Source organism: Williamsia sp. Y712, from assembly GCF_059445525.1.
The window spans coordinates 2,977,053-3,003,796 of record NZ_JCAIUN010000001.1; the positions used below are offsets into that span (position 1 = coordinate 2,977,053).

Below are 26,744 nucleotides of genomic sequence, written 5' to 3' on the forward strand. Positions count from 1 at the left end.
AAGGATTTGGGTGACACGAGTGGTTCTCGTTGGACGACGAGTGTGAGCGTCTGGGGACACGTGGTTCACCCGGATCGGCGCGGTCGACGGCTGGTCAGTTCTGCGTGCCGGATGTTGGTGAAATGCGGGCAATCAGGAGGAGCAGTAGTCCGCACACCACGACGAGCATCCACCCCAACCGAGATGCTTGTGCCAGGTCAGTCGGTGCACTGCCGGCTATCATTGCGCCGGCCAATGCGATGCCTAGCGCTGCTCCCAATTGGCGGGCGCTGGAGGTTATTCCACCAGCTAGACCCGCGCGCGAAGACGGTAGGCCGTTGACAGCGGTAGTGGTGATGGGTGCATTCGAGAAGCCGAATCCTATGCCGAGAAACAGGTAGGCGACGAGCAATGTCGTTGTGCTCGTGGTGTTGTCGAGCGAGACCAGACACAGGCCGCCGAGGGTGGTGAAACCACCGGCGATCAACAGTGGCCTTCGCGCGCCGACACGACCGACGAGCATCCCGGACAACGGCGCGCAGACGGTTGCGCCGATCGCCATCGGGAGAGTGATGGCGCCCGCGGCCATTGGGGTCATTTCTCGCGCGTGTTGTAGGTAGAGAGTGCCGAGAAGCAATGTCGCATTGAGAGACACGAACACCACCACGGCGCCTGCAACGGCGGCAGAGAACGCTGTGTGCCGGAATAGTTGGGGATCGATGAGCGGTTCGCTACGCCGTGACTCGATCCGCGTGAAAGCCGCCAACGCCACGGCCGTGAGGAGGTATCCGGCCAGTGAACCCGGTGATGTCCACCCGATTTGTGGTCCTTCGATGAGGAGCGCAACCATCCCGCCGATCACTATGGTCAGCAACAGTTGACCAGGTACGTCGAGTCTTCTCGGCTGTGGGGCACGCGATTCCGGAACAAATGCTCTGCTAAGGGCCAGGACTACAACGATCACCGGCACGTTGATCCACAACACGGACCGCCAACCGAAATTCTCGATGAGGAGGCCGCCGGTGACCGGCCCTGCGGCCATACTGATTCCGAATACCGCAGCCCACACGCCGATCGCCTTGGCCCGCTCCTTGGGTTCGGTCATCACGTTGACCACGATGGCGAGTGCGACCGGGCTCAGCATCGATCCACCGATCCCTTGAACTACACGTGCTGCGACCAGAACGCCGATAGACGGCGCGAGTGCACAGGCCGCCGAAGCCACACCGAAAACGACTAGCCCGAGTTGGAAGATCCGTCTCCGCCCGAAACGGTCGGCCATCGCACCGGATGAAATCAACAAACTCGCGAGTACAAGTGTGTACGCGTTGACGACCCATTCGAGACCACTGGTTCCGACGTCGAAATCCTCGCCTATTGACGGCAGGGCAACATTCACAATCGTTGTGTCGAGACCGACCACGAAAATGCCAACGGAGCAGATTGCGAGCACTCCCCAGCGGCGTTGGGTGTTTCCCGCGTAATCGATGGGCGCCGTGCTGGTTTTGGATTGCCGGATTGGCGGACTCATGATCGATTCCTATCGTCGTGGGCTGTTTCGTCGGGCGAATAGTCGCAGTCGCTCCGCCGAACCCGATAGAGAATTTGCGAAAAGTGCAAAAATGGACGCTATGGACGCCGAACTTGCACAGATGCTCGCCGACATAGGGCCGCGTTTGCGCTCACTTCGTCGTGATCGCGGTATGACGCTCGAGTCGCTGGCCGACGCCACTGGTCTATCTGTCAGCGCGTTGTCGCGGTTGGAGTCCGGGAAGCGCCGCCCAACTCTCGATCTGCTTGTGCCGCTGGCTCGAACGCATCGAGTGGCTCTCGACCAACTTGTCGGTGCACCTGCCACCGGCGATCCCCGAGTCCATCTCACGCCGCGGCGCAGTGGTAACGGGAGCGCCGTGGTTCCATTGACGCGTTATCCGGGGCGCGTGCAGGTCTTCAAGCAGGTGATCGGTCCTCGCCCTCAGAAGCTGGTCACTCATGCCGGATACGAATGGCTTTACGTTCTCGCGGGAAGCGTGCGGCTCATTCTCGGCGCCAATGAAGTTCTACTAGGCCCCGGTGAAGTAGCGGAGTTCGATACCAATGAGCCGCACTGGTTTGGGCCTGCTGACGATCAGGTGATCGAGATACTCCATCTGTTCGGCCCGCATGGAGACAAGGCTCATATCCGAACGTAACGGCGTTGAGCTCAGCCATGCGACCCACACAGTGCTGTTCGGTGTTCGTCGCACTCGTAGGCGTGTATCCCGGCCAGATGGCGACGTCGGGAAGTTCCTGCGTACCCGATGGTCTCGGCGGCAGCTTCACCGATTTGCAAGGGTTGGGTGGTGGATACGTCCGAGAAACTCGTCCAGCACGAGTTCGGGGCTGACCATGATTCTTCGGTTCCCGCCCGAGAAGACCTACGCACTGCGTAGTCATTCTCCCCCCTTTTGAGACCTCGTCATCAGGACGTAACGAGACCGCGATGACGTCATACAGCCGCAACAAATCAACAACGTAGCCGTCATCGGCAACCGGAAACCTTCATGTGTGATCACAGTTGGATCAGGGATGGAGTTGATATCACATGGCAGTCGAGGTCTTGCCGCCGACGACGTTGGCGGAAAGCGTCTATCAACAGATCCGCCGCAACATAGTTGAAGGCCGAATAGCTCCGGGGACACGTGTGTCCATCCGCTCACTCGCCCAATCGGTCGGGGTTTCGACCATGCCGGCACGAGAAGCTCTGAAACGGCTGAACTTTGAGGGTCTGGTGGCGTTCGATCGCCGAGCTGTCACGATCACCACGCTGACGCCGAGCGAGATCAGGAGACTCTTCACCATCCGGTTGGCACTCGAGTCCCTTGCCACGGAGTGGGCGCTAGACGAACTCGACGACGACGGAATCGCGGCCCTGCGTTCGGTTCTCGATCAGATGACCGATCCGGACATCACCCCTCACGAGTGGCGCGAGCTGAATCGCAAGTTTCATCAGACCTTCTATGCCGGTGGCAACAGTCGCTACCTGATGGAGCTCATCCACAACATCTGGGATCGTATCCAGCCCTATATGGCGATCTATGCGACAGCCATGCACAACTTCGAGGAAGCCGACCGCCAGCACGAGCGTATGTATCAACTGATGCTTGCTCGCGACCTCGACGCACTCCTCGATGCCACCCGAGATCACCTCGAACACACGGCAGAAACCATCGTCGGAGCACTGGGAACAGATGCCGGTACGGGCAAGGAGAAACAGGTGAATTACCAAGAGCTGTCAGTGAGTTCGTTCCACGGAATGATCGAGACGGGCGATGCGACCAGTGCCGGTCTCACCGCGTGGTACCTCGACCGGATCGCGGCCCTCGACGCAGCCGATAACCCCGACGGACCGCAGATCAATTCGGTGGTCACACTGAACCCGGCGGCACTCGAGGACTCCGCACGGATCGATGACCAGTACGCACGCACCGGTACTCTGGTCGGCCCATTGCACGGTGTGCCGATTCTGGTCAAAGACCAAGGGGAAACGAAAGGTATCCCAACCTCGTTCGGTAACAAGGCATTCGCTGAGTACATCCCCGAGGCCGACGCCACGGTCATCGATCGGCTCCGTAAGGCCGGCGCGGTGATCCTCGGTAAAACGGCGATGTGCGACTTTGCCGCGGGGTGGTTCTCGTTCTCGTCACGGACCGAGCACACCAAGAACCCCTACGATCTCGATCGCGAGACCGGGGGATCGAGTGCTGGGACGGCCGCAGCCGTGACCGCAAACCTCTGCCTCGTCGGGATCGGGGAAGATACCGGTGGATCGATTCGCCTGCCGTCCTCGTTCACCAATCTGTTCGGTCTCCGCGTTACCACCGGGCTCATCCCGCGCACTGGTTTCTCCCCGCTGTTGCACTTCCAGGACACACCAGGACCCATGGCGCGCAATGTGCCCGACCTTGCCGCGATCCTTGACGTCATCGTCGGGTACGACCCGGCCGATGCCTACACCTCCATCGCCACCACAACCTCGGATGTCGGGAACTACCGCGAGGCGATCGCCGACGTCGACGCCGACTCCATCTCGTCGTTCCGGGTCGGCGTGCTTACGGACGGTTTTGGTGAGGGTGTAGATCAAGGTCTCACCAATTCGGTTGTGCGAGACGCCATCACTCAGCTCAATCAGCGGGGGGTTGCCGTGGTCGACGGTTTAGAACTCGGTGATCTGCTGGCGTGGGTGGCAGGTACTTCGCTGTACACGATCCAGTCGAAAACCGACATCGAAGAGTTTCTGCAGGCACGGCCGGGTGCGCCCGTCACCACGCTCCGCGAGATCGTTGACGGTGGATTCCATCCACTCACCGACCTGATCGCCGACATCGCCGATGGTCCATCTGTGCCCGAGGAGGATCCCGATTACTTCCCGCGCCGTCTGCGTCAAGACGAATGGCGACGCACATTGATCTCGATGATGGCCGATGCCGATGTAGATTTCCTGATCTACCCGACGGTCCAGGTACCGGCACCCACCCGCGAAGAGCTTGCTGCAAAGCGCTGGACTGCCCTGGATTTCCCGACCAACACCGTCATCGCCTCACAGACGTCGCTGCCCGCCATGAGTATCCCCGCAGGCTTCACCGAAGGTGGACTTCCCGTCGGACTCGAAGTACTCGGCCGCCCCTTGTCCGAGCGCAGTCTGCTGAGGTTCGCGCGTGCGTGGGAACTGGCAGTGAACCCTCGGCGACCTGCGGCTCTGACCGCAGACGTGGAGGGATGATCAATGCCGCTCCTCGACCTCAACTGTGACCTCGGTGAGAGTTTCGGCGTCTACGACTACGGCGCCGACACCGAGATGATGCCCATGATCACCTCGGCGAACATCGCGTGCGGTGCTCACGGCGGCGACCCCGCGGTCATGCGGCGAAGTGTTGATCTGGCAGCAGGCCATGGAGTTGCGATCGGTGCCCATGTCGGTCTCCCGGATCGAATCGGGTTCGGGCGTCGCGAGATCCCGACGACACCTCAGGAGGCGTACGACCTGTGCCTGTACCAGGTCGGTGCGCTGGACTCGTTTGTCCGGGTCCGCGGCTGCACCATGCAGCATGTGAAACTCCATGGGTCGCTTTACATGATGGTCAATCGTGATCCGCATCTGGCCGATGCGGTGTGCGCTGCGATTACCGAACTCAATCCGTCACTGCTCGTCTATGTGCTGCCCGGTTCCGAATTGCAGTTCCGGGCGGCAGAACTCGGTCTGGGTACGGTCAGCGAGACTTTCGCAGACCGGCCCTATCGCGATGGCCAGGTGCAGATGTACGAACGCACCGCTGATCGCATAGGTGGTGTCGATCAAGTGATCGCCCGCACGCTGGCGCAACTGGCCAGGCCAAGCGATCATGGCATCCGATCGGTATGCGTACACAGCGACTCACCTAGCGCGCCAACACTACTCGCTGAATTGCGAACAGCCCTCGTCGATGGGGGCTACTCATTCACTTCTCCCTCGTCATCGGTGCCCAGGGAATCCATCACGGCACATTCACAGTTGCCGGCAACCATGCCAGAAGGTGCTTCATGACAACCTCCGCCAAATCCAATGCAGAGCCCGACCACGGCACACTGCATCTCGACTCAGAGTTCGAGAACTCGCCAGTTCCTGACTCGCACCGTCGATCGACGCTGTCGGTCTCCGCGGTGTGGTTCGGGTTCCCAATGGTCCTCACCTGTGCCATCTTCGGTGGCACCATCGTCTATGGCCTCGGGTTCTGGAAGGGCATCGCGGCGATTATCATCGGCAACCTCGTCCTGTTCGGATACGTCGGCGCACTGTCATTCATCGCAGGCAAAACCGGGAAGAACTTCGCACTCAGCGCTGCTGAGACGTTCGGGCATCACGGATCCAAGATTGTCACCGGCTTTCTCGCGACCGTCGTCATCGGCTGGTTCGCTTTCCAGACCGGCTTGACTGGCGCCACCCTGAACACCTCGCTGGGCTGGAATGAAACGTTGGTCGCGTTGATCGGCGGGCTGCTGTACATCGGTGTGACCTTCATCGGGATCCGCGCATTGACCGTCATCGGCATGATTGCCGCACCACTGTTCATCGCACTAGGCGTCGTGTCGATCGTCCTGGTAGCCCGGAGCAACGGGTGGGGTGCGATCACCTCCTATGAGGGCGGTGCCAGTGACGCGACCGTTCTCTCGATCGGTGCGGCAGTGACGATCGTCGTGGCCACCTTCATCGACTCGGGCACCATGGCGGCGGACTTCACGCGGTGGTCACGCGGCGGCAGAGAAGCCGTGATCGCCACCTTCAGCGCCTTTCCGGTCGCCAACCTCATCGCGATGGTGACCGGGGCGGTGATCGTGGCCGCGGGGGGAGCACTCAACCCGGCAACCGACGGTGGCGACTTCATGCCCATCCTCGTCGATCATGGCGCTTTCCTGACTGCGCTCGCGGTGTTCTTCGTGTTCGTCAACCTCGGTTCGGTGTGCTCACACTGCCTGTACAACGGCGCAGTGGGGTGGAGCCAGCTCACCGGTTCGAAAATGCGGGTGCTCACGCTCATCCTCGGCGCAATCGGCCTGGTCATCGCTTTGGCTGGTGTGTGGAGTCACTTCTCGACCTGGCTCAATCTGCTCGGCATCTTCGTGCCGTCGATCGGTGCGGTGCTGATCGTGGATCAGCTCATCACCCGCCGGGCCGCCACACGGGGCATCACCGCGTTCCGCGTACAACCCTTCGCGGCGTGGATCATCGGCGCCGTTTGCGCCTACGCCGTGCATCACTGGGCTCCGCAGTTCAGCGAAGCGATCGTCGGAATGGTCTGTGCCGCAATTGCTTATCTGATCATCGACAAGTTCGTGCCGACGGCTGCTCCTGCCAAGGTGAATGACGATGTCGCGGCGGAGATCGAGGTCGCTGTATGACGCTCCCGGCCGACGTCGACCTGACCCGAATGACGGCCACCGCGGTCTCGGCAGCGGTCCGTTCCCGGTCGGTGACCGCTGTCGAGATCACCGAAGCCGCACTTGCACAGATGAATAGGCTCGACGATCATCTGCACGCGTTTGTCGAACGCACCGACGACGCCGCTCGCGCCCAGGCCGTTGCGGTCGATGCTGCGCTAGTCCATGGTCCGCCGAAGGCTGACCACCGCGCAGATGCCCGCATCTGGGCGATACTGCTGCAACTTTCGTGAGTGTCAGACCATTCGGAGGGCGATGGCCACAACTGTCGTCGCTCTCCACCGCGACAGTAAGGAACTAACAACCATGAGTGGACTCGATGGACTCAATCCGACGCCCGGGGCGCTGGTCCTGGGACTGGTGCAGGCCCGGGTGCCGATCATCAAGACCCCGGCAGACCTGAAGACGACCGCCGAACGACTCGCCAGTGTCGTCAAGGGTGCGAAGAAGGGCATGCCGACGCTCGACCTGGTCGTGATGCCGGAGTACAGCATCAACGGTCTTGACCCGGACACCTGGCTCGACAACGAGATGCTCTGTGACCGAGACGGACCCGAGATGGCGCTGCTCGCCGATGCCTGCCGTGAGGCCGGGGTCTGGGGGTGTTTTTCGATCATGGAACGCAACCCGTCCGGTGCGCCGTGGAACAGCGGCATCATCGTCGACGACAAGGGCGAGGAGGTTCTCTACTACCGGAAGATGCATCCGTGGGTGCCCGCCGAGCCATGGGCGCCCGGAGATCTAGGGATCCCGGTCTGCGACGGCCCGTCCGGTTCCCGGATCGCGCTCATCATCTGCCACGACGGAATGTTGCCCGAGATGGCCCGGGAGGCAGCGTACAAGGACGCCAACGTCATCCTGCGCACGGCGGGATACACCTACCCGATTCAGCAGTCATGGCGAATCACCAATCAGAGCAATGCCTTTCACAACCTCGCCTATACGGCCTCGGTGGCGCTCGCCGGCCCGGACGAGAACAACATCTGGTCGCAGGGTGAGGCGATGGTGTGTGACATCGATGGCACCGTGCTGGTGCGGGGTGACGGATCGCCAGATCGTGTCGTCACCGCCGAGGTCGTCCCCGCCCGAGCAGATGAGGCGCGCCGGGGTTGGGGTGTCGAGAACAACATTTACCAACTCGGGCACCGCGGTTACACAGCAGTCGACGGCGGGGCCACAGATTGTCCCTACACGTTCATGCAGGATCTCGTAGCGGGCGAGTACCGGTTGCCATGGGAAGCCGACGTGCAGCACGTGGACGGGACCGGCGCGGGGTGGGAGACGCCGCAGAAAGTACGGGCGCGGTGAGCATTTCGATCCCGAAATAGCTCGAGCAGCCTTCGGTGCGTGTGCCGCTGGACTATCCGATTCTGTCTCTCACCTCCTCGAGGGTCTATTCACTCGGCAGCGGGGGATGTGATGTGGAACGAGTAGAAGTCTTCGGTCCACGGTGACCGGTCGCCTTTGATCGTGTTGTTGCCGCGAGTGCTCCCGGGGCCGGTCAGTTGGTGACAGCAACCGGAGTGGCGTTCGCTCGGCGCCGGATCGCGATGGTGGCAGCGATGGTGGTGGTCACGGCGACAACGTAGACGGGGAACAGCCAGTCGACAATGCGCCACGAGTCCAGAGTCAGCAACGCGATCGCTCCGTTCAGTCCGGCGAGCACGTAGTAGTCCGACCTCTCGGTGTGAGGTGACCTCCAGCTCTTCACGATGGTCGGCAGTGCGGCGACAGAATCTGCGATCACGACCATGACGAGAGCCATCGTGGCGCTGTCCAGTAGGAGCCATGCCGCGATGGCGGCCACCGAGATCGCGCCGCAGACTACGTCCAACGTCGTGATGCGCCAGTAGCTTTCCCGGTTGACAAATGACGAGGCAAAGACGAACGCCGGTCCCAGGCCGACGGACAGGGTGAGGACTGAGGATAGTCCGACACCTTCGTCGATCTGCGCGAGGAAAGCGATGACGGGCATTGCAGCCCAGAGGAACCACGAGACCCTGTTCGGACTGGCCGAGCCTGTCAGCACTGCGCGGATGTAGAAGGAACAGCCGACCAGGCTCAGCAGCGCGCCGAACAGGACGAAGTGGGGGTCAATCATCGGTGAACTCGTTTTTCGATCGGAGGGTGAAACGCGGAATGGTTCTGCTTCGCCGGGTTTTTCGGATGTGGATCAGTCCGTTGTTGTCAGCGAGTTGAGCGCCTCGGCGGCACACATTGTGAGTAGGCGTAGCTGCGTTCGCGGCGGATATGTCTCGGTGTCCAGGATGGCCGTCAAGGCGAGTCCATTGACTGTGGCGGACAGCGACTTCGCGATATCTTCGACGTCAGTTTCGGTGGCGTCTGAACGCAGGTCCTGGACCAGGCCGGTGATACGCGTGACCCACTGGCGGTGGTGGTTGATGTGGACCTCTTTGAGTTGCGGCTCCGCCAGGGCGGTCGCGGCGAAGCCTGCCCACACGCGGACCTCGTCGACCCGGTCGTGATCCAGTGGCAGCACGGCCGATAGGACGTCCACAAGCACGTCGATGCTCGGCTTGCGGCCTCCCTGGATTGCGTCGGCGCGTGTGACGACGCGGCTGTACATCGTCCGACAGGCGTGAACCAGAACGTCTGTGCGCGAACCGAAGTGGTGCATAATCAGGCCGGTGGTGCAGTCTGCGCGGACAGCGACCGCACGCAGCGAAACGTTCTCCAAGCCGCAGTCGGCCGCCACAGCCCACACAGCGGCGGAGATCCGGTCGACTACAGCTTGTGTCGGCCCGTCGGTCATAGATGATCCCGTCCCGGTGATACGTAACATGCGTTATGTGTGACCGTAACACACGTTACGCACCGGCCCAGTTAGGCAACATCGCCACTATCCAGGTCGGGTGAAGATGCCCGCTGTCGCAATGGCAACGCGGCGGCGTGCGGCTTCGGTGTCGTCACGGAAGCGATCCACACCCCATGACAGTGCGGTGATCAACTCGAACACCTCGTCCGCAGTGATGGACTCGACCGCATCGCCGGCGGATTTCGTTGCATCGAGAAGGGTGCTTGTCTGGGTGAATAGGGGATTGCAGGCCGTGTTCATCGATGATGACGGGTCTTCGCGGGCTGTGGAAATGCAGTACGGCAGGTCGTGCCAGATGCGCATCTGCCACGTCAGACGGAACAGCCATTCGGCAAGTGCCTCGCGTGGAGTGGACGATCGAGACAGCTCCTCTGCCTCGTTGAGCGCTGCTTCCGTGTTCGTCTCCATGACGGCCGCGAGCAGATCATCGCGGGTGGGGAAGTTGCGATAGAGCGTTGCATTGCCCACACCGGCGCGCAGGGCTATGCCATCGAGACATGCGAGAACACCCTCGTCATCGAATGTTTCGCGGGCGGCGTTGAGGATGGCGTCGCGGTTTCGCCGGGCATCGGCGCGCATGGGACAGGGCGACTTCGGGGCAGCACCCTGCGCAGCGGCCATGACAGCACTCCTTGACTAAGTGGGGAGCATCCCCCCATCAAGCGGTATGCGCCGCGGCCAAGACAGTGGCGGCTACCGGGCGTAGAGCGGCAGTTATTTCCGGGCGGGCGAAGATCACATCTTCATCGTCTGGTTCTTGCCAGTAGTGAGCGCAGTTCGCGGCGAACTCCAGAGCCTCGATCAACTCGAGTTCGGACAGTTTGGGGATCGCTTGAAGATCAACCGCCTCGATGACTTCGCGAACGTCCGCGGCAGTCTGGGGTCGGCGTCTGGCCGCAACTCGGTGATCTGAGCTGCACAAGTACGCGACGGCGGCGCAGAAAGAACGCCCCCGAGGTGACGCCAGAACAAGCGTGACCAGATCCATCGCGCAAGCTTACCGATGCCTGGACATTTGACCAGAACTGCGATCCTTCGGTGGTGACGTAAATTTCTGGGCCGCAATCGACTATCCGACGGTCATTCGTCTATCGAGTTGAGATGCCCCTGCCAGATGAAGCTTGAGACAACTCGTTCAGTCGGGTAGCGGTGGGCGGGGCGCGAATTGGCGTGCCCATACTTCTCGGGCCGCGATCGCGACCAGCACAACACCCATCGCGGACATGGTGTCGAGTTCGACGCTGTCGAGGATGCCTGGGGTAGCCAGCAGCAGTAGCCCCAACGCCACACACGGGGCGGCTACCGTAACTAGCCCCGGTAGCAACCGACGAGCCGAAATTGCTTCGGCCACAGCGGCGATGAGCACCACAACAAACGCAACCATCGACCAGAACTCCGGATCGGTCCATCGGTCATATGGCGCCGAAGCGCTGAAGTTGGCAATGCCCACCGGCGTGTCGGTCAGCGGGGTGTAGGCGGTCCACCGACTTGATCGCGCGGTGAAAGAGGCGTCAATAAAGCTGCCGTTCAAGCGATTGCTTGCGCCCGTCCAGCTGATGCCGCCGGCGAACAGTGTTGCGACCACAAAGATCCACCACGCGACATGGCCCGTGATGCGCGCGAGCGGGAATACGCGGCGGCTTGTCATGGTCAAGTTGTACAGGAGAGCGTCGTGTACGCGTTCGACTCTGTCGGTCGTGCAGAGCGCGGGCCAGGCGCTCAAACCTCGGTGATGGTGCCGCAGATGCCACATTGCTCGAGTTGACGACGCTTCCAACGTGCGATCGGAAGAAAAAACAGCGTGAATTGTTTGAATTGCTGGATGCGTGTCCATTGCGTGGTGTTGTGGCAGTGCGGGCACGTTCGGGTTTGACCCGGGCCGAGGTGTTGCCGCTTGATGCCGTATCCGACGATGAAGAACACAAGGCCAGCATAGAGGCCCCGTCTGGGCCGCCGAGTGCCCCGTGACGCTGACAGGGCGAGAACGCCCCTTTCGACAGAATTCGTCGTGTTAGTAGGCGACGTATCGGGGAACAGTCCATGTGCGAGCCGGCCGGCCGGCCGGCGACACCACGAATGGTAGTGTGGACCGTTCGTCGGGTCCGAGTAGGAATGCGATGACCGAACGCCCTGGACTTCGCTCACTGAGCCACTTCGACACGTGCACAACATGATTGGACCGCAAATGACGTCCCTACCGGTCGCCGAACTTCACCTCCACCTCGAGGGAACCCTCGAGCCCGAGACCATCTTCAGTCTCGCCGAACGAAACAAGATCACCCTGCCCTACGCCGACGTCGATGAACTGAGGAGCCGGTTCCAGTTTGCGGATCTGCAGTCATTTCTTGATCTGTATTACGCCAACATGTCGACGTTGCGGACCGCGGCCGATTTCGCCGAGATGACGAATGCCTACCTGGCGCGAGCAGCGCTCGCCGGTGTACGACATGCGGAGGTGTTCCTTGACCCACAGGCCCACCTGGTTCGGGGTGTTGCACTCGAAGAAGTGATGGAGGGAGTCACCTCGGCGCTCAGTAGCTCCATTGAAAATCACGGTGTCAGCACCGGCCTGATCGTTTCGATGCTGCGTGACCATAGTGCGGCGTCGGCCATGACCGTACTCGACGACGTGCTTGCGCTCGGAACTCCGATGCTCGGGATCGGACTCGACTCCGCGGAGGTCGGATACCCGCCGTCAAAGTTCGTGGATGTGTACGCGAAGGCGCGTGCCGAAGGTCTGCACCTCGTCGCGCATGCGGGTGAAGAGGGCCCGCCGGCGTACATCTGGGAGGCTTTGGACCTGCTCGGTGTCGAACGCATCGACCATGGCATCAGGTGCCTTGAGGATGAGAGGCTCGTCAAACGCCTGGTGGAGGACCGTGTTCCGTTGACCGCGTGTCCGCTGTCGAATGTCAGCCTAAAAGTGATTGATCAGCTGTCTGACCATCCGCTGCGAACGATGCTTCGCAAGGGTCTCAATGTGTCCGTCAACTCTGACGATCCCGCCTATTTCGGGGGGTACGTCGACGACAACCTGAACGGGGTCCGCGACGCGCTCGACCTGAATCCCGAAGATCTTGTGACATTGGCGAGAAACTCGGTCACAGGTTCGTTCGCGGACGATGCCCGCAAAGCCGAGCTCCTGGCAGAAATATCGGTCGCGGCGCAGACGCTCTGAGCGCAATCGGCTAGTGGGTCCGCTCACCGTTGGCATCGAAGGATCGATGCCATCGCGTGCGCGCGTTGCCCAGTCGGGTCGATAATTTCGGTGTCTACGAAATGTGTTGAAGTACAGACACTTACGCGATATCTATTCCATGACCTTGCACTGCTAGTGCGGCTGGCTGGGTCGGTGATCTCAGGTTTCGTTGAGAGCCGAAATTGCAGCCTGGATCACTGTGCGTGCACTGGCGAGTTGTTCGGCCGTGATAGCGGCGCGGTCAAGGAGACGCGCCCGATCGGTGTCTGCCCGCTCGACCAATTCTTCAAGCACCAGGTGACCTTCGGGGGTGAGTTGCAGGAGCGGCGAAGTCTGGTGGTCGGGATTGTCCACGGTCTCCACGAGACCGTCTCGGATCAGGCCACTGCAGACCCGGTGCACGCTCTGGCGAGACAGTCCCAGACGCCGGGCCGCGGTGGCCGCGGTGGCTGGTTCGGATAACACGCTCAAGGCATGCCACCGGGCAACTGTCTGGTTCGCGCCCCGCGCGATCGACTCGCTGGTACGACGAGATGTACCAGCTAATTCGTAGACGTCGGCGAGCAAAAGTCGGTACATCTCGGCCCTGTCCACATGGCGATGGTACACAAATTATGTCAATGGGCTGACAATCTGTTGCTGCCATGACAGCCTGTCAGCATGTTGACCAATGCGGAAGCGTTGAGAACGAACCTGCATGCGCCTGCACCCGATGAGGATCTCGCTGACAAGCTGCAAACGTTCGGGCAATTTATCGGCTCGTGGCACTTGCGGTGGGTCTCGGCGGCAACTGAGCTGGACACACTCGACGGGGAGTTGCACTTCGGCTGGGTGCTGGGCGGTCGAGCGATTCAGGATGTATGGATCGTGCCCAGAACCGGGGCGACAGCGATGACGGGAGGTGTCCGTGCGTTCCACGGTTCCACGATCCGGTTCTACGATCCAGCGATCGATGCATGGCGATCCACCTGGGTGGAGCCAATCAACTCGCGAGTGCGAAAGTTCATCGGACACAACGGCGGCGGCGGCAGCATCGAACTCATCAGTCGCGATGAAGATCCGCTACTGCGTTGGCGATTCACTGAAATCACCGCGCGCTCGTTCACATGGACTGGCGAGGTTTCGGTGGACGACGGACACACGTGGCAGCTGGAAGAAACGATGTACGCCACGAGGACCCTGTAAACCCTTGGGCGCATAGCTCACTGGGCAGTCGGCAGGGACGTTGCCCAGTATCTACGCACTTGCGATTTCGCGAGCGGAAGTCGTGTCAGGTTTCCGAGGGTCATACATTTCGTCGTGGAGTGGCCGAGTCGTATTCGAGCCCACTGCGCCCTTCGCCGCGCCCCACAGAGACTCGGCGAGCAGTCCAATTGTCATAGGACCCGTCGGACCGCCGTGCAAGCACGGGCACCCGCTGTACTCGAACACCTTCGCGGGGCACCTCGGCATCATCGAGTACAGCGTGACCGGGTTCGTTGAGCAGACGACCGATTCCGCGTATCGGCACACCATCGGGCGGTAGACCTTCACCGAATCGCAGCAGCGCGGAACGAACAAGGGCCAGTCGGACCGGTCCGTCGACTTCGATGCGGGCGACATAAGGAATCCACCATTCGGGGACCGACGTCTGCAGCAGATAGTCGAGTTCGGCATCGGGGATACGCCCGGAGAGAGGGGGTTCGACGGTATGGTGGTCGGCTTCTCGGAGGTGGGGGTCGCCCGCGAGATCTTCGACGATCCGCTCTACACCCCAGACCAGGTTGGCGGCTTCGTCACGCAGGAAAAGGACCTCTTCGACAGCCGGCCCCTCTAGGCAGCTGATCGAGGCGGGGGGGACGAACAGACCGTCGAACCCGGGTGTACCGCTGCGGTTCTCCCAAGCCTTGTCCGGTCCGGTGATCGTGAACATCCGCCATGGATCCTCGGGAAGGATCCGATCGCGGTCCGGCGCGTTCGCCGCGAGATACGTTTCGCCAAAGGTGTTGCGGTAGGTCACTGTTGTGACTGTGGCCAGCGACCGGGTGGGCAGGTCGATCGGAACGACGAGCCAGTCGCAGCCGAAAATGAGTGCGCATTCGGCGACGAGCAGGCGGGCCAGGTCGTGCGGGTCGGATTCGAGTGCGCCGATGTCGATCTGGGCGTCTTCGAATTCCCAGAATCGGTCGGCGGGCATGCCAGGGAACCGCAGTGGAATTGCCACCGAGCGGTGGGTGAACGACTGTGGGTCGGTGCGTGGGCCGAGGTCGGTGGGGTCGCTGTCAAATGTCCACCAGTCGGCGGCGCCGCCGGCGGCTTCCGGGGCGCGCAGGGCTGTACCGGTCGAAATGCCCACGCTGTAACGGTGTTCGAGTCGACGGCCGACCCAGGACGACGCGTCGGTGGAGGGTGCGATCTCGCTGCGGTACCACTGCCGCCATCGGTTGGTGACCTCGAGGATCTCCGTGCGCTGCGGTCCGTCGAGCCAGGCGGGCAGGTTCGGACTTGCTTGTTCGAGTGCGACGGCGGCAATTTCGGCGTCGACGGCCCGTCCACGCAGGAGGAGGTCGGGGCCGGTCCAGCCGGGACCCGTCTTGTCACCGAACGGCAGGGGCGCCTCACGAATCAGACTGTCGGCGCTTGCGGACAGCCCGGCGTCGCGCAGGGCGGTGAGCAGGGCTGCACCTGCTTGGGCAAGAACTCGCAGGCCCGGGCGGCCGGCGATCGGCTCGCGTTCGACCGACACGTCCAGCGGTTCGTTGGTCAGGTCCCGCACGGCTTGTGGTTCGGTTGCCGTCCAATCGCCGGGTTGCCACCGCGTCACCGGTGCAATTGTCGCGTCCACGCGTACGGCCAGCGGGGTTCCCGCATCCTCGCCCGCGAACTCGCCGAACTGCCACTGTCGCGTCAACAACCACAGCGGATCACTCACGGCCGCAGACAAACCCGGCCCGGGATCACCCGAGAATGACTGCGGTTCGAGCCGAGTCCAGGATGGTGGTCGCAGAAGCAGCGGCGCCATCGTCGCGGTCCAGGCCTTCGTTGCGATCAGATCGGCCATCTCAGCTCTTTTCTGCGACGTGGGTCAGTATGGCTTCTTTGACGCCCGCGTTCATCACCAGCCGGGCGACGTCCAGCACCGGTTCGCCCTGCAGCGACCAGTCCTGCACGTAGGCGGCCGGAAGCAGCCGGCCGGCCAGCGGAAGCCGTTCCAGGGTGACCGCGCGCTCCTGTGCGAGCGCGTAGGTATCGCGCAGCAGATCGATCACCTTTTCCGGCGACCACGGCGCGTCGTCCGGACTCACCGCGAGCAACAGGACTTGCGGCGCACGGGCGTTGGGGCCGTTGGCATTGACCGCGAGTCCGGCGGTGCCGACTTCCTGCAGCGCACCGGTCGGCTCTCCGGTGGCCTGGTCGCGCACGGATACTCGTCCGGGCACCACGTCGGTCCATTCGTCGACGACAAACCCGGCAAGCCGTCCCGGTACCGCATCCGCAGTCGTCTCGACAACAAACCCGGTCACTGAAACATCCGGAGGCAGAGTATCTTTGCCGAACGGGAGGCCGATCCAGGTGCCGAAGGCGCCGTCCGGTAGTTGTCCCACGCGCAGCGGTACCCGCTGCCCCAATGCTTCTCGTAGGAGCAAGGTCTCGGTGTAGCGGGCCACTGCGGGTCGCACCCGGGCGATCCGGGTGAGCCAGGGCCGCACGTCTCGGCCGTCGGATACCTCACGATTCTCCTGCAGCACACGGACTCCGGCGGCGAGGCTCACTGCAACCGGGTCGGGGCCCTGCTCGATCACCGGCAATACCGGCAGCTTGTCGTCGAATACCTGCGAGATCACTTCGGCCAGCGCGGCCTGCGCTCGGGCATCATCTTCTGGTGGCTCTCCGTTGAATGCGGTGAGCAGTGCATCGGCCGCCGCGAACCGTCGTTGCGCTCCGGCGTTCAACCCAGCTATGTGTGCCGCGAGTTCGTTGTCCGGCAGAATTGTCGGGTCACCAGACATACCCAGTCCGAACAGGGCGAAGGCGTCCACTCGGGCGATGGGTTCTTCAACGGCGTCGATGAGCGCCCCGAGCGCGGTCACCGCGGCCTCGGCGCGCGTATGAAGGTCGGCGAGATCAATGGTCCGACGTTGTGTGGTGCTCGTCGATCCGGCCTCCCCGGGTGGCACCAGGTCCTCGGGCCCGAGGGCGCGGGTTCCCACGATCAGATTCCGGAGCGAACCGGCGAGCGACCATGCCTCCGTGAAGATCAGGGCGTTCGCGGGGAGTCCGGCCGGACGGACCGGTTCGGGCTCGACAGCGAGACCGGGTAGGCGCCGACGAAGAAGTGCCCAGAACGGTGCAGGGTTGTTGCCTGCTGCGACAAGGAAGTCGAGGGCACAGAGGTGTGCGTCCGCGAGGGTGATTCCGGGCCCGAGCACGATCAGATCGGCTCGCCCGAACCCTTCGCGGGCCCACATCTCCCAGGCGGGGTGGGCTTTTGCGCGGGCCGCGACCGCCCAGCCATCGACAACGCTAACAGCACCATCGGGCACCCCCACAAGGATTCGATGTGTCAGGCCGACACCCGAGCGCGGTGTCTTCACGACATCGGGGATCGGGGGCATGCCATCGCCGGAGAGTGCATCCATCGCGGCGGCCGCCCGCGGCGCAGACCCGAGCACGAGTTGATGCACCGACTCGGCGAGCAGCAGGTCGGCGATCGCGTCGTGCAATCGGTCGAGCCGCTCGATCGCGGCGCTCACCGCTGCGATCTCGTCGGGAGTCGGGAGTGCCCAGTTCACGATGTAGTTCTTGTAAGCGGCGGGAGGTGTGTTGAGCCGGGCGAGTACCGAATCCGGGTCGGCCCGAAACAGTTCCAGCAGGCGGAGCCCATCGGTCACCTCGGAGGCGGCGATCGACTCCAGCGATTCCGGGACCGGGGTACCCGCGGGAGCCCGGTCGGTCGCCTTCGCGGCGACAATCGGTGCAAGCGATCGCAGGCAATAGATGAACCGATCCAGTGCGTGACCCTCCGGCGTCCGGATGTGTAGCCATTGCTCCAACCGATACCCGAGCAGTGCCCCCATCGGTTGACCGGACCGAATTCCGTCGAGCACCGACATCGCTGCGCGCGTCCGGGTACTGGACAGGTCGATGTTCAATGCCGAACGGCCCGTGTCTCCGGGATCGTGGGTGAGATGCGCGCCGCGCAGTACGGCGGCCGTTGCCGCGTGGGCAGGGCTCGGGGCAAGGATGTGGCCGCCGTCGCGCGATGCCTGGAACACCGGTCCCTCCAGGCCGGGTACGTCGACATCAACCGGCGGCGCCAAGTCGAATCCGTCGGCCCAGCCGTAGGCGCCGACGACGATTCCCCGGACCCCACTCGTGCGGGCGGCAGTGAGCCGACGAGCGGCCAGGGAAGTCAGCCAGGCGTCGAGTCGGTGCGAGGTGCAGTCAAGGGTGCCGGACAGGAACAGCGTACGGTCGGTGATGCTCTCGATCCCGGCAATGGTCGTGATGGCAGCGCGAATTTCGCTGAACCGCTGGGCAGCCCGAAGTGCTGCGGCCGCTGCACGCACACCTTCGATGACATCGCCGATGGCCTCCGTGAGGTGCGGGCGCAGCGAGACGATCGGGAAGCGGGCCGCGAACCGTGTCGGCTCGAACGGGCCGACGTAACTTTCCAGGGCAGACGCAGCATCCCGGTAGAGCTCACGCTCATCCCAGGACCGATCCGAGAGGCGTTGTAGAGCAGCAAGTCCCAGGTCGATCGCGTCTTGGCTGACAAAATCTTGGGCGGCACCCAGCCGGATCTGTAACTGCTGCAGCCGTTCCCGCTCGAAAAACTCTTCTACCTCGTGACGGGATTTTGCCTCGGCGAGTCCGAGTAGTGCCTGCAGGACACTGTGTACCTCGGGGAGCTGTTCTATCCGCAGGATCGCTGAACAGAAGTCGGCGTCGCTGTCATGTGCCATCGGCAACGCCAGGTTGCGGGTGGATTTCCCGAGTAGGTCGGGCGGCACAAAAACACCGGGGGTGGTGCCGATAAGAGTCTCGATGGCCACGGTGACCGCATGTTGCGCCGCCGCGTTGGCTGCGGTCCCGAGGTTGGGCGTGATCGGTTTGGCCGTCTGCGCGTCGACGGCGCTACGCACTCGTAGGCCGCGCGAGAGCGGTGTGTGACCGAGGATGTGCGGTAGGTCCTTCTCGAGATCGCCCGAGGTCACCGTCGGCACCGAGTGAGCGGCCTGCGTCCACAGCGGCCGGATTCGTGACAGCAGCGTAGCCAGCGACTGGTCGATGTAGTCGCCTGCTCGGGGCTTCCACCCCGCCCCGTGTGTGGTGGCGGGAAGAATTCCATAGGGCTGCTTGCCGATTCGCATCGTCGGCAGCGGACCGAGCCCCCGCACATGCGCGGCTGCATGCTCACGCACGGTTTCGCGCGCTGCCGCGGGTACCGCGCCGCCTGCCGCATTCGGGGTCAGGGATTTGTCGAGGAATGTTCCCCACGTGATCGGCCACAGCGCGGTGGCAAACGCCGCCGCCGTCGCCTGGTCGGTGCGGTTCGCGTCATCGAGTCCGATCAGGTCGGTGGGACTGATGCCGAACGCGGTGGCCAGCACCTGGGCGTTGGCCGCCGGATCCGGCGTCGCGACGCCGATCGGTGGTTCACCCGGCGTCCGGGCAGCACGACTCCATGCCGACTTCGAGGAGGCGGTGTTGTTGGTGACCGTCCCCGGTGCGACAAACGCGAGTCCGTCGCCGAATGCGTGTGCACGCAACAGATGTGCGAGCTCGTCGGCCGTCGTCTCGGGTGATTCTGCAGCACGTACACCGATCACGTACAGCCGGTCGATGCGCGCGAACGGATCGGTCAGCGGCACCGTCACGGCCATACCTGCGGCTTCGGCGGCGTCGTAGTCGGTGAGCCAAGCGATGTCGGGATCCGGCTCGATGCCCGGTTGCCCCCGCAGGCTGTCGACCATCGCACCGAGCTTCTCTGTCGCGCCGGGCTTTCGCAGATCCAATCCGGGGCCCAGCGCGAGGCCTTCGCGTGCGATCGGTGCGCCGGGAGTCGACGTCCGGACACCGGCTTGATCAACCACGACGCGAAAACAGTCCGGCAGCAACCGCGCCCACACACCGTTGACGTCCGGCGCATCGGGGACATCCGGGAACTCCGGCGGATCGTCCGGCCGGGCAGCGAGATTCACCGGCGTCAGGGCCGCCGCGACCCAGGCCGCCCGCCGCGCACCGATTGCACCGACCAGTCCGGTCCACGGGTCGGAGGCCTCGACCGGTCGATCGACGGGCCAGCGTTCTTGCCAGTAGCGGACGCCTGCCACGCGTTCGTCGGGGTTCACTGCGGTATCGAGCATGTCGACATGGATGTCGTCGGGATAGATCCGTACGCGCAGCGCGGTGCGATCCGGCGTTGAACGGGTTTCGATTCGCACTGGCAGCAACAGCATTGGTACGGCCGGATCCACGGCTTCCCAGTTGTCCATCAGCGCACCTTGTCCATGATGTCGGTGGCCGCGAACGCCGCCCGCGATGGTTGCTGGAACAGCAACCATGCCAGGAACGCCGCATCGGGCCGGTAGCCGCCAGTCACGTCGATCTTCACCCGGGGTGTGGTGGTGAGCAGGTTCCCGTTGGCGTCTTGCCTGAGATCGCCCCATTGCAGGTCGTCGCGTTTCACCAAGGCCCCGTCGGGATGTTTGGCGGCCGGTTCGTCCACTTCGTCGAGCCCGAATCGTGGCTCACCGATGTGCTCGCTGAGAGTGAACCAGTAGGCGCCGGCCTTCCCGGGTGGCGGCGCGGCCACATCGGCTGCTTTGAGATCGAAACCGATGAGCAGCAGGTCGGGGTCGAGGTGGAGGCGGAACAGCGTCTTCGCCGGATCCTTGGCGAACACCGTGGGCGGATCGGCATCAGCTGTCTGCTTGACGGCATGCGCGAGGACATTCGGATACCGCCGGATCAGTTCGCCGCGCACGAGCAGAACGAGTGCGCCGGCGAACTTTTCGTCGATGTGCTCGCCGAGCGACTGGTCGTCCAGGGCGTGGACGGGAGCCTGAAGTTCGGCTGCTGGCGTCCAGAACGAGTAGAAGGACGTCGCGCGCCCGTCGGTCGGGTACCCCCGCCACACCAGTTCGCGAGCGAATTCGGTGTTGGCGCCGACCAAGAATGCCTCGGCAAAGCGGGCGTTGGTCTGTAGCAGTGTCACCATCTCGTGCGGTTTCATCGCGCCAACACCTGGCATCAACCATTCCCGGTCATACCGGTCGAGCGCCTCATACATCGGGTGGTCGAAGCGTGGTGCGGCCAGCACCTGTTCGATTCTTTTGTCCCCGAACCAGTCTCGCGGTAGCCACGGCGGCCAGAGGTTGGGCGCAGGTAGCCGGGCGAGTACGCGTCGCGTGAGTGTTTCCTTCGGGTCGAGCTTGCCCAGCAGGTCGAGGCTGCCCACGGCGAAGTTGCTGCGGTCGATGTCGCGCAATCCGCCGGGACGGGTCAGGCCGTCGGACAACAACCGGTAGTCGTCGGCGAGGCCACGCGGCTCACTGTGGCGGATGGCGACGAGCAGCACGTCGATCACCGCGGGGTCGGCGGCGACTTCAACCGGGAAACCGGCCTCGCGGGCCCATTCCGCCACCGCGCGGGCGTAGGACTCCACCTCGTTGACAGTGACCAGGGCCAAACCGTCATCCACCGAACGTCCGATGCCGGTGCGGGCAGCAGTCGATGCTTGCACGAGCCAGTCGGTCTGGCCGAATCGTTGCCCGACGTCGAGAACTGCGAACAGCCGCCGCTGGATGTCGCCGACACCGGCGGCCGCATCACGGTCCTGCTCAATCTCGTCGCGGGTCGGGAGTGCGGTGAGCAGGGCATCGAGCATGGTGGCCACGACATCTCGGGCGATGTCGGGTGGGTTGCCTTCGAGCAGGTCCGACAGTGATCCGTCGTCGGCGGCGGCGGTCAGCGCGTCGGGGAGGGCGGGTTCGGCCAACCCGGCGGCGACCAGGTCGCCGAGACCGGGAGGGAGGAGTTCCAGACCGGCGGGGTGCAGGTCAGTCACTCCGTCGGGATCGGCATAGGTGCGGACCCAATTGCGGGCGTTGCCGTCATCGTCGGTGACCAGGCGGCGCACTGCCCGCGCACGGGATACCGCGGGCAATTCGCCGTCGGGCGACCGCACGAACCGGGTGATCTTGCCGCGTGGTGCCGCGAGTCGCCGCAAGGTCCCGGCCACCGCGCCGCTGGGCAGCACACTCGCCTCGATGTGCGCGCTCAGCGTTGTGCCCGGTTCAGCCAGAATCCGGCTCGACACCCGCTGCGTCACGGCGAGCAGGTTTGCCGCGTCGAAGCCGCCGAGGTGGCGACGGTGCAGCGATTGGGCTGTGTAGCGGGCGAATTGGGCCAACCGCAGCGCGCGGTTCGCGTCCTCGACCCCGGCCACCTGCGCCCACGCACTGGCCATCAGGGATTCCTGATCCATCTGAACGACACGGGTGCCCAGGCCCGCCACGATGCGGTCGGCCGGGTCGAGGTTGAGATCGCGAAACCAGGACGCCGGTGCGTCCGGGACCCGCGAGCGTGCGGTGTGCGCGCCCGCGTAGATCGGGGGACCAACAGCTGGGTCGTCAGCGGCGGGGGCGCCGAACTTGTGCTCGGCGGCGGCTTCGAGTTGGTGGCGCAGGTGGTCGGTGGTGCCGGTCGGCCAGTGCTTGCCGTCGGAGTTGGGCGCGTTGGGCCGGGTGAGCGCGCCCCGGACCCGCCGGTCGCCGCCTTCCGCATCGGCGGGGACAACAGGAATGCCGTTTCCGGGGTGAGTGGCATCGACGCGGCGCTCGCCGACCGAGCCTGTCGCCATCACCGGCCACAATCGTTCGGCGAGGGTTTCGAAGTCACCGTTCGGGCCCGTCGAGAAGGTCCAATGGTCGTAGACCGGCAGTGTGACCACACCACCCGCGCCGTCGCCCCAGGCGTACGCCAGCGTTTGTTCAGTGGGTTCATTGCCGAGCCCCGCCTGCGCGCCGACCTTGAAAGTCGGCACCACACAGGCGATCCAGTTCCGGAATGCCGGTAACTGACGCGGGGCGACAAGGCGGGACAGATTTGCCAATGGGGTGGCCGGTGCGAGACGTTGTGCAATGGTTTGTGCCGCAGCGATTTTGCCGATCACCTGCGCGTGCGCCCACGCCCAGGCCTCGCCGGTCGGCGGAAGTTCGGAACGTGGAGTCGTCAACACCGGAAGCCCACCCGACGTGGTGGTGACGACCTTGGAGACTGCCGCATCGACGACCACCAGACGCAGCCACGGCGGCAGGTGCCCGTTCGTATCCGGCCCAGCCGGCGTGAATTGCCATGGCAGGTCGGGCGCATCGAATTCGATGTGTGCGATGTCGCTCGGTTCGGCAGTGGCGGTACCAGGTTCTGGGTACCTCCGGATCACCTGCCGTCCGATCAGCGACGCCACGGCGCCCGGACCACGCAGGCGCAGCGTCACTTCGGCGTTGTCAGTCCCTGCCGCGGCGACCACCGGCACCCGCAATGCCACCTTTGCCGTGGCAGGTGCGGTGGGACTGAACGGATGGCGCAGTGCGGCCGCAATACCGGTGCGGTAGTGCGGCAGCAGCGTGTAGGAGTCGAAGACAAGCTGTTCGGGTTCGATCGGCAGGTGCACGCGGAAGGCGTCTGCCACGATTTTTCCGGCCATCAGGCGCCTCCGAGTGCGACAACTTGCAGGGATGCCGGGGCGGCGGCCGCCGCCGCTTCAGCATGGGTCCAGGTCATGACCGCACTCGAAACCCCCGCCACCGCAGTGAGATCGCTGCGGCTGCGAACGACTGCCTGATCGGACCCGGCCATGGGCAGACCGGGCGACGGGGTGGCGTAACGGTCGCCGGCCCGCAATTCACTGTGCCCGGCCGCGCTTGCGTACGCCGCGAGCACGGCATCGGCGCCGGTCAATGTGTACAGCTCGGTCGTGAACCGTTTGCGTGGCCGGTGCGGATACGAGGTCTCGTATCGCAGATCCGCCTCGACTGCTCCCGCCGCCAGATCGGCCACACCCTGCGGATCGATCCTGAGCCCCGCCGGGAACTGCTCGAATGAGGGCCGGCGCAGCTGCTGGTCGTCGGACAGGTCGAGATACTGGCCTGCCGCGAACCGATCGGCGACCGGTGACCGGGCCGCCCCGGTGATCGCGCCACCTCCACTGACATCTTCGAAAACCGGTTCGCCCAGGCTGATTCGATGTTCACCGTCTACAACCGGGCTGGCACCGACGCGGGCGATGTCCGTGTCCAACGGTACCGCTGACTGCAGTCCTTGAAGCAGCGACCACGGTTCGACCGGAAGACCGTCGGAGGGACCGGCCGGTAGTTCGTGCAGGTGGACCGGTTGCTCCCGACCGGGTGCCGGGGCGGCCCGCCACGCCGCTTCCTTCGCCAGTGCGTCGCGAACGAGCTTGCGCGGCGATACCTTCGCCGGTTCGGTGGCCGGGTCGTCACCCCAGGTGATCGGGCCGACATCGAGGCTCACGTCGGGCAGCGGCCACGGCAGACACACCTCTCCGGTGCCCCAGGCCTTCCACGGACCGGGTCCTTCGAGGTGCAGGTGCAGGTCGATCGACGCCAGGGTGAGCCCGAAGACCCGAACGCACACTCCGGCTTCCACATCGACCAGGAACCCGAATCGGGGAGCGAACCGGATCAGCGCGTCGAGTCCGACATACCCGAACACGCCGGTGTCGCCGATCGCGATGGCCACCTGCAGATGCCCGCCGAACTGCACCGAATTGCTGGTGATCGCCACATAGGCTTCGAGCCGCAATTGCAGCCCGGGAGGGGAGAGCTCGGCATTGAGACGTTGGAGTGATGCCAGCTCGCTGGGCGGGTCATAGCGTGGGTGGAAGCCACCCGCCGACAGAGCGAATGTTGCGTCGTCGCCGAACCGGAGCAGCAGGCCGACATCACCGCCGATGCCGAAGAACCCGATCCGCGATCCGGACAGGCTGGCGATCACCAGGATTCGGTCTGCCGAGAACTCGCCGTACACTTCCGCCCGCAGGTCGATCAGCGCCAGTTCGGGCAGCGGAATCGCCATCCGCAAACGACCAAGGAGCAGGACCTTCGTGTCGGGAAGAGAAAGGATCAGCGCCAGTTCGGCGGTGACAAACGAAATCGGGCGGCCCCAACCGAGTTTCACCATCGGACCGATCACGAATCCGTCCTTGGTGGGCGGGAAGACCGAGGACAAGGTGTCCAGGATTGTCGGAGCGGCGCCGACCGGATCACTCGGGAACAGAAGATTGGCCAGCACGCCGGTACGCAGGCCGGCACGCAAGGCCTCGGTATCGGCAGCCACCTCGATACCGACGATGCCGCCGACCCCGTTGAGCGTGAACAACAGTCCCAGTTCGACGGGTGGGTTGATTTCCACCGACATCACCACGACGATGGAGAATCCGCCGGGTTTGTCGGTGATCACGCCGAATGCCTTGACGTCCACCGGACCTATCCGCAACTGCAACGCACCGCCGTAGCGAGTCCAGTCGGGATGTCCGGGGACGCTGCGTATGTCGAGGTATCCGCCGCCTCGCACCGGACCGGCATCGAGCACAACACCGAATCCGGTCGGCAGCTTGGCCGTCGCATCCTGCAGCGGATGCGGGTTCGCGGGGTCGATGACAAACCGCAGTCCGGCCCCGTCCACCGTGAGCTGGAGCGGTGGTCCGAGGTTGCCCTGGATCATTGCGACCAGGTCGAACACCAGCCGTTCCCCGTCACGCCCGAAATCCAGTGCGAGCCCTTTGACTTTGATCGGCCCGGCTTGCGGACGCGCGGGCAGGGCGATTCGTCCCTGCGTCGCGCCGCCGATCGTGACGCCGGATGTGCTGTCGACCGTGACCGCGATATCGGCGGTCACGCCACTTCCGGCCAGGCCGATGGCCGACAGCAGTTCACCTGCGCCCGGAATCGAGATATGCGCCCCGGTCACTGTGACGGTCACACCGAGCGCCGGTGCTGCTCCCCGAAACCGCAGTCCGGCAGCGAGTTCCACCGAGTCGGCGCCGATCCCGACAATCTCGGGGCTGTTGGCGCGCACCGAATACCCGAGCGTGCCGCTGCTTGCGGTGAGTGCGCCGGGGCCGGCAGGCAGGCCGAGTTGGCTGAGAATGCCGGAGCCGGGGAGGGCGACGGCGAAGGTCTCGGTCAGGAGGGCCGCGAGATTTCCTCCCAGTTTGATGGCAGCGGTGTCGAGTGCACCGATCGCCGAGGCCAAAGGTGCGATCGCGGCGCGGATGAAATTGGGATTCGGGTGGAGTAGGCCGTCTTCGAGGACTGCGGAGAACTTGTCGATCGAGAGGAGTGCACTGGAATGGTCCCCGGCGATGGTCGCGCCGCCACCGGCAGCACCGAGCTTTGCGGCCAAGCTGTCTACCGAGGCGAGTGCGTCGATCGCGAAGGCATTCAGCCGCTCTCGAACGAAAATAAGGGCCGATTGAAGTAACTCGGCAGAGAACTCGCCTCGGATCCGGACATCGGCCGGTATCGGTCCGGTGCCGACCTGACCCCGAGCGGCCTCGAGTTTCGTTCCGGTGGTTGCGGCATCAGCGAGCAGGGTCACCTGCATCCCTTCGGCGGTGAGCGCCGCGCGGACGTTGTCGTCGAGATATGCGACCACAAACCATGTGCCAGAGTCATCGGATTGCCCGCCGATGAGGTTCACCCCGGATCGCCCACGCAGCGTCGCGAGCTGGCCGTCGGTGCCGCGAACGATCACTTTCTCCATGGC

The 26,744-nt window shown here is 63.9% G+C and carries 20 protein-coding genes; 9 read left to right on the top strand and 11 right to left on the bottom strand.

Going from position 1 to position 26,744, the window contains the following annotated elements; translation table 11 throughout:
* Nucleotides 1-94 precede the first annotated feature (94 nt).
* Entirely contained in the window at nt 95-1,510 is a 1,416-nt protein-coding gene (locus tag AC1D75_RS13665) for an MFS transporter (protein ID WP_495515721.1), read from the bottom strand.
* 100 nt (nt 1,511-1,610) lie between these two features.
* Here AC1D75_RS13665 and AC1D75_RS13670 point away from each other — a divergent pair, with 100 nt between their 5' ends.
* From AC1D75_RS13670 to AC1D75_RS13695, 6 genes are all read left to right on the top strand, one after another.
* Nucleotides 1,611-2,171 (top strand): helix-turn-helix domain-containing protein, encoded by a 561-nt coding sequence (locus tag AC1D75_RS13670; RefSeq protein WP_495516078.1) that lies wholly within the window; start codon nt 1,611-1,613, stop codon nt 2,169-2,171.
* Between the two features lie 392 nt (nt 2,172-2,563).
* Nucleotides 2,564-4,741 carry an amidase family protein gene (locus tag AC1D75_RS13675; RefSeq protein ID WP_495515722.1) on the top strand — a complete coding sequence of 726 codons (2,178 nt, stop codon included), beginning with the start codon at nt 2,564-2,566 and terminating at the stop codon, nt 4,739-4,741.
* A gap of 3 nt (nt 4,742-4,744) precedes the next feature.
* Entirely contained in the window at nt 4,745-5,542 is a 798-nt protein-coding gene (locus AC1D75_RS13680; protein WP_495515723.1) for a 5-oxoprolinase subunit PxpA, read from the top strand.
* Nucleotides 5,539-6,894, top strand: coding sequence for a cytosine permease (locus AC1D75_RS13685; RefSeq protein ID WP_495515724.1), 1,356 nt, complete (start codon nt 5,539-5,541; stop codon nt 6,892-6,894). Before AC1D75_RS13680 ends, AC1D75_RS13685 begins: the two co-directional genes overlap by 4 nt.
* Complete coding sequence (locus AC1D75_RS13690) at nt 6,891-7,166, top strand: hypothetical protein (protein WP_495515725.1); 276 nt, start codon at nt 6,891-6,893, stop codon at nt 7,164-7,166. The genes AC1D75_RS13685 and AC1D75_RS13690 overlap by 4 nt, the downstream gene beginning before the upstream one ends.
* A 73-nt stretch (nt 7,167-7,239) precedes the next feature.
* Entirely contained in the window at nt 7,240-8,241 is a 1,002-nt protein-coding gene (locus tag AC1D75_RS13695; protein ID WP_495515726.1) for a formamidase, read from the top strand.
* 193 nt (nt 8,242-8,434) lie between these two features.
* On the opposite strand, the gene AC1D75_RS13700 is transcribed toward AC1D75_RS13695, so the two are convergent.
* The 3 genes from AC1D75_RS13700 to AC1D75_RS13710 form a co-directional block, all read right to left on the bottom strand.
* Nucleotides 8,435-9,034, bottom strand: a complete 600-nt coding sequence (locus AC1D75_RS13700) for a hypothetical protein (RefSeq protein ID WP_495515727.1) — start codon at nt 9,032-9,034, stop codon at nt 8,435-8,437.
* 72 nt (nt 9,035-9,106) lie between these two features.
* Entirely contained in the window at nt 9,107-9,706 is a 600-nt protein-coding gene (locus AC1D75_RS13705) for a TetR/AcrR family transcriptional regulator (protein WP_495515728.1), read from the bottom strand.
* A gap of 87 nt (nt 9,707-9,793) precedes the next feature.
* Nucleotides 9,794-10,390 (bottom strand): TetR/AcrR family transcriptional regulator, encoded by a 597-nt coding sequence (locus tag AC1D75_RS13710; protein ID WP_495515729.1) that lies wholly within the window; start codon nt 10,388-10,390, stop codon nt 9,794-9,796.
* Between the two features lie 145 nt (nt 10,391-10,535).
* Between AC1D75_RS13710 and AC1D75_RS13715 the strand changes: the two genes are divergently transcribed.
* Entirely contained in the window at nt 10,536-10,682 is a 147-nt protein-coding gene (locus AC1D75_RS13715) for a hypothetical protein (protein WP_495515730.1), read from the top strand.
* A gap of 222 nt (nt 10,683-10,904) precedes the next feature.
* Here AC1D75_RS13715 and AC1D75_RS13720 read toward each other — a convergent pair whose 3' ends face one another.
* Entirely contained in the window at nt 10,905-11,417 is a 513-nt protein-coding gene (locus AC1D75_RS13720; protein ID WP_495515731.1) for a hypothetical protein, read from the bottom strand.
* 71 nt (nt 11,418-11,488) lie between these two features.
* Entirely contained in the window at nt 11,489-11,692 is a 204-nt protein-coding gene (locus tag AC1D75_RS13725) for a zinc-ribbon domain-containing protein (RefSeq protein ID WP_495515732.1), read from the bottom strand.
* A gap of 262 nt (nt 11,693-11,954) precedes the next feature.
* Between AC1D75_RS13725 and AC1D75_RS13730 the strand changes: the two genes are divergently transcribed.
* Nucleotides 11,955-12,947 carry an adenosine deaminase gene (locus tag AC1D75_RS13730; protein ID WP_495515733.1) on the top strand — a complete coding sequence of 331 codons (993 nt, stop codon included), beginning with the start codon at nt 11,955-11,957 and terminating at the stop codon, nt 12,945-12,947.
* 180 nt (nt 12,948-13,127) lie between these two features.
* Here the strand turns inward: AC1D75_RS13730 and AC1D75_RS13735 are convergent, their stop codons facing one another.
* Nucleotides 13,128-13,562 (bottom strand): MarR family winged helix-turn-helix transcriptional regulator, encoded by a 435-nt coding sequence (locus tag AC1D75_RS13735; protein ID WP_495515734.1) that lies wholly within the window; start codon nt 13,560-13,562, stop codon nt 13,128-13,130.
* A 66-nt stretch (nt 13,563-13,628) separates the two neighbouring features.
* Between AC1D75_RS13735 and AC1D75_RS13740 the strand changes: the two genes are divergently transcribed.
* Nucleotides 13,629-14,153, top strand: a complete 525-nt coding sequence (locus AC1D75_RS13740; protein ID WP_495515735.1) for a hypothetical protein — start codon at nt 13,629-13,631, stop codon at nt 14,151-14,153.
* 100 nt (nt 14,154-14,253) lie between these two features.
* On the opposite strand, the gene AC1D75_RS13745 is transcribed toward AC1D75_RS13740, so the two are convergent.
* The 4 genes from AC1D75_RS13745 to AC1D75_RS13760 are packed head-to-tail and all read right to left on the bottom strand — an operon-like array spanning nt 14,254 to nt 26,741.
* A complete protein-coding gene (locus AC1D75_RS13745) occupies nt 14,254-16,008 on the bottom strand; it encodes a hypothetical protein (RefSeq protein ID WP_495515736.1) in 1,755 nt (584 codons plus the stop codon).
* 1 nt (nt 16,009) lies between these two features.
* Nucleotides 16,010-20,446, bottom strand: a complete 4,437-nt coding sequence (locus AC1D75_RS13750) for a hypothetical protein (RefSeq protein WP_495515737.1) — start codon at nt 20,444-20,446, stop codon at nt 16,010-16,012.
* The gene (locus AC1D75_RS13755) at nt 20,446-23,661 is read right to left on the bottom strand and encodes a hypothetical protein (RefSeq protein ID WP_495515738.1); all 3,216 of its coding nucleotides are present in this window, start codon (nt 23,659-23,661) and stop codon (nt 20,446-20,448) included. Before AC1D75_RS13755 ends, AC1D75_RS13750 begins: the two co-directional genes overlap by 1 nt.
* Nucleotides 23,661-26,741 (bottom strand): DUF6603 domain-containing protein, encoded by a 3,081-nt coding sequence (locus AC1D75_RS13760; RefSeq protein WP_495515739.1) that lies wholly within the window; start codon nt 26,739-26,741, stop codon nt 23,661-23,663. The genes AC1D75_RS13755 and AC1D75_RS13760 overlap by 1 nt, the downstream gene beginning before the upstream one ends.
* Between the last annotated feature and the right edge of the window lie 3 nt (nt 26,742-26,744).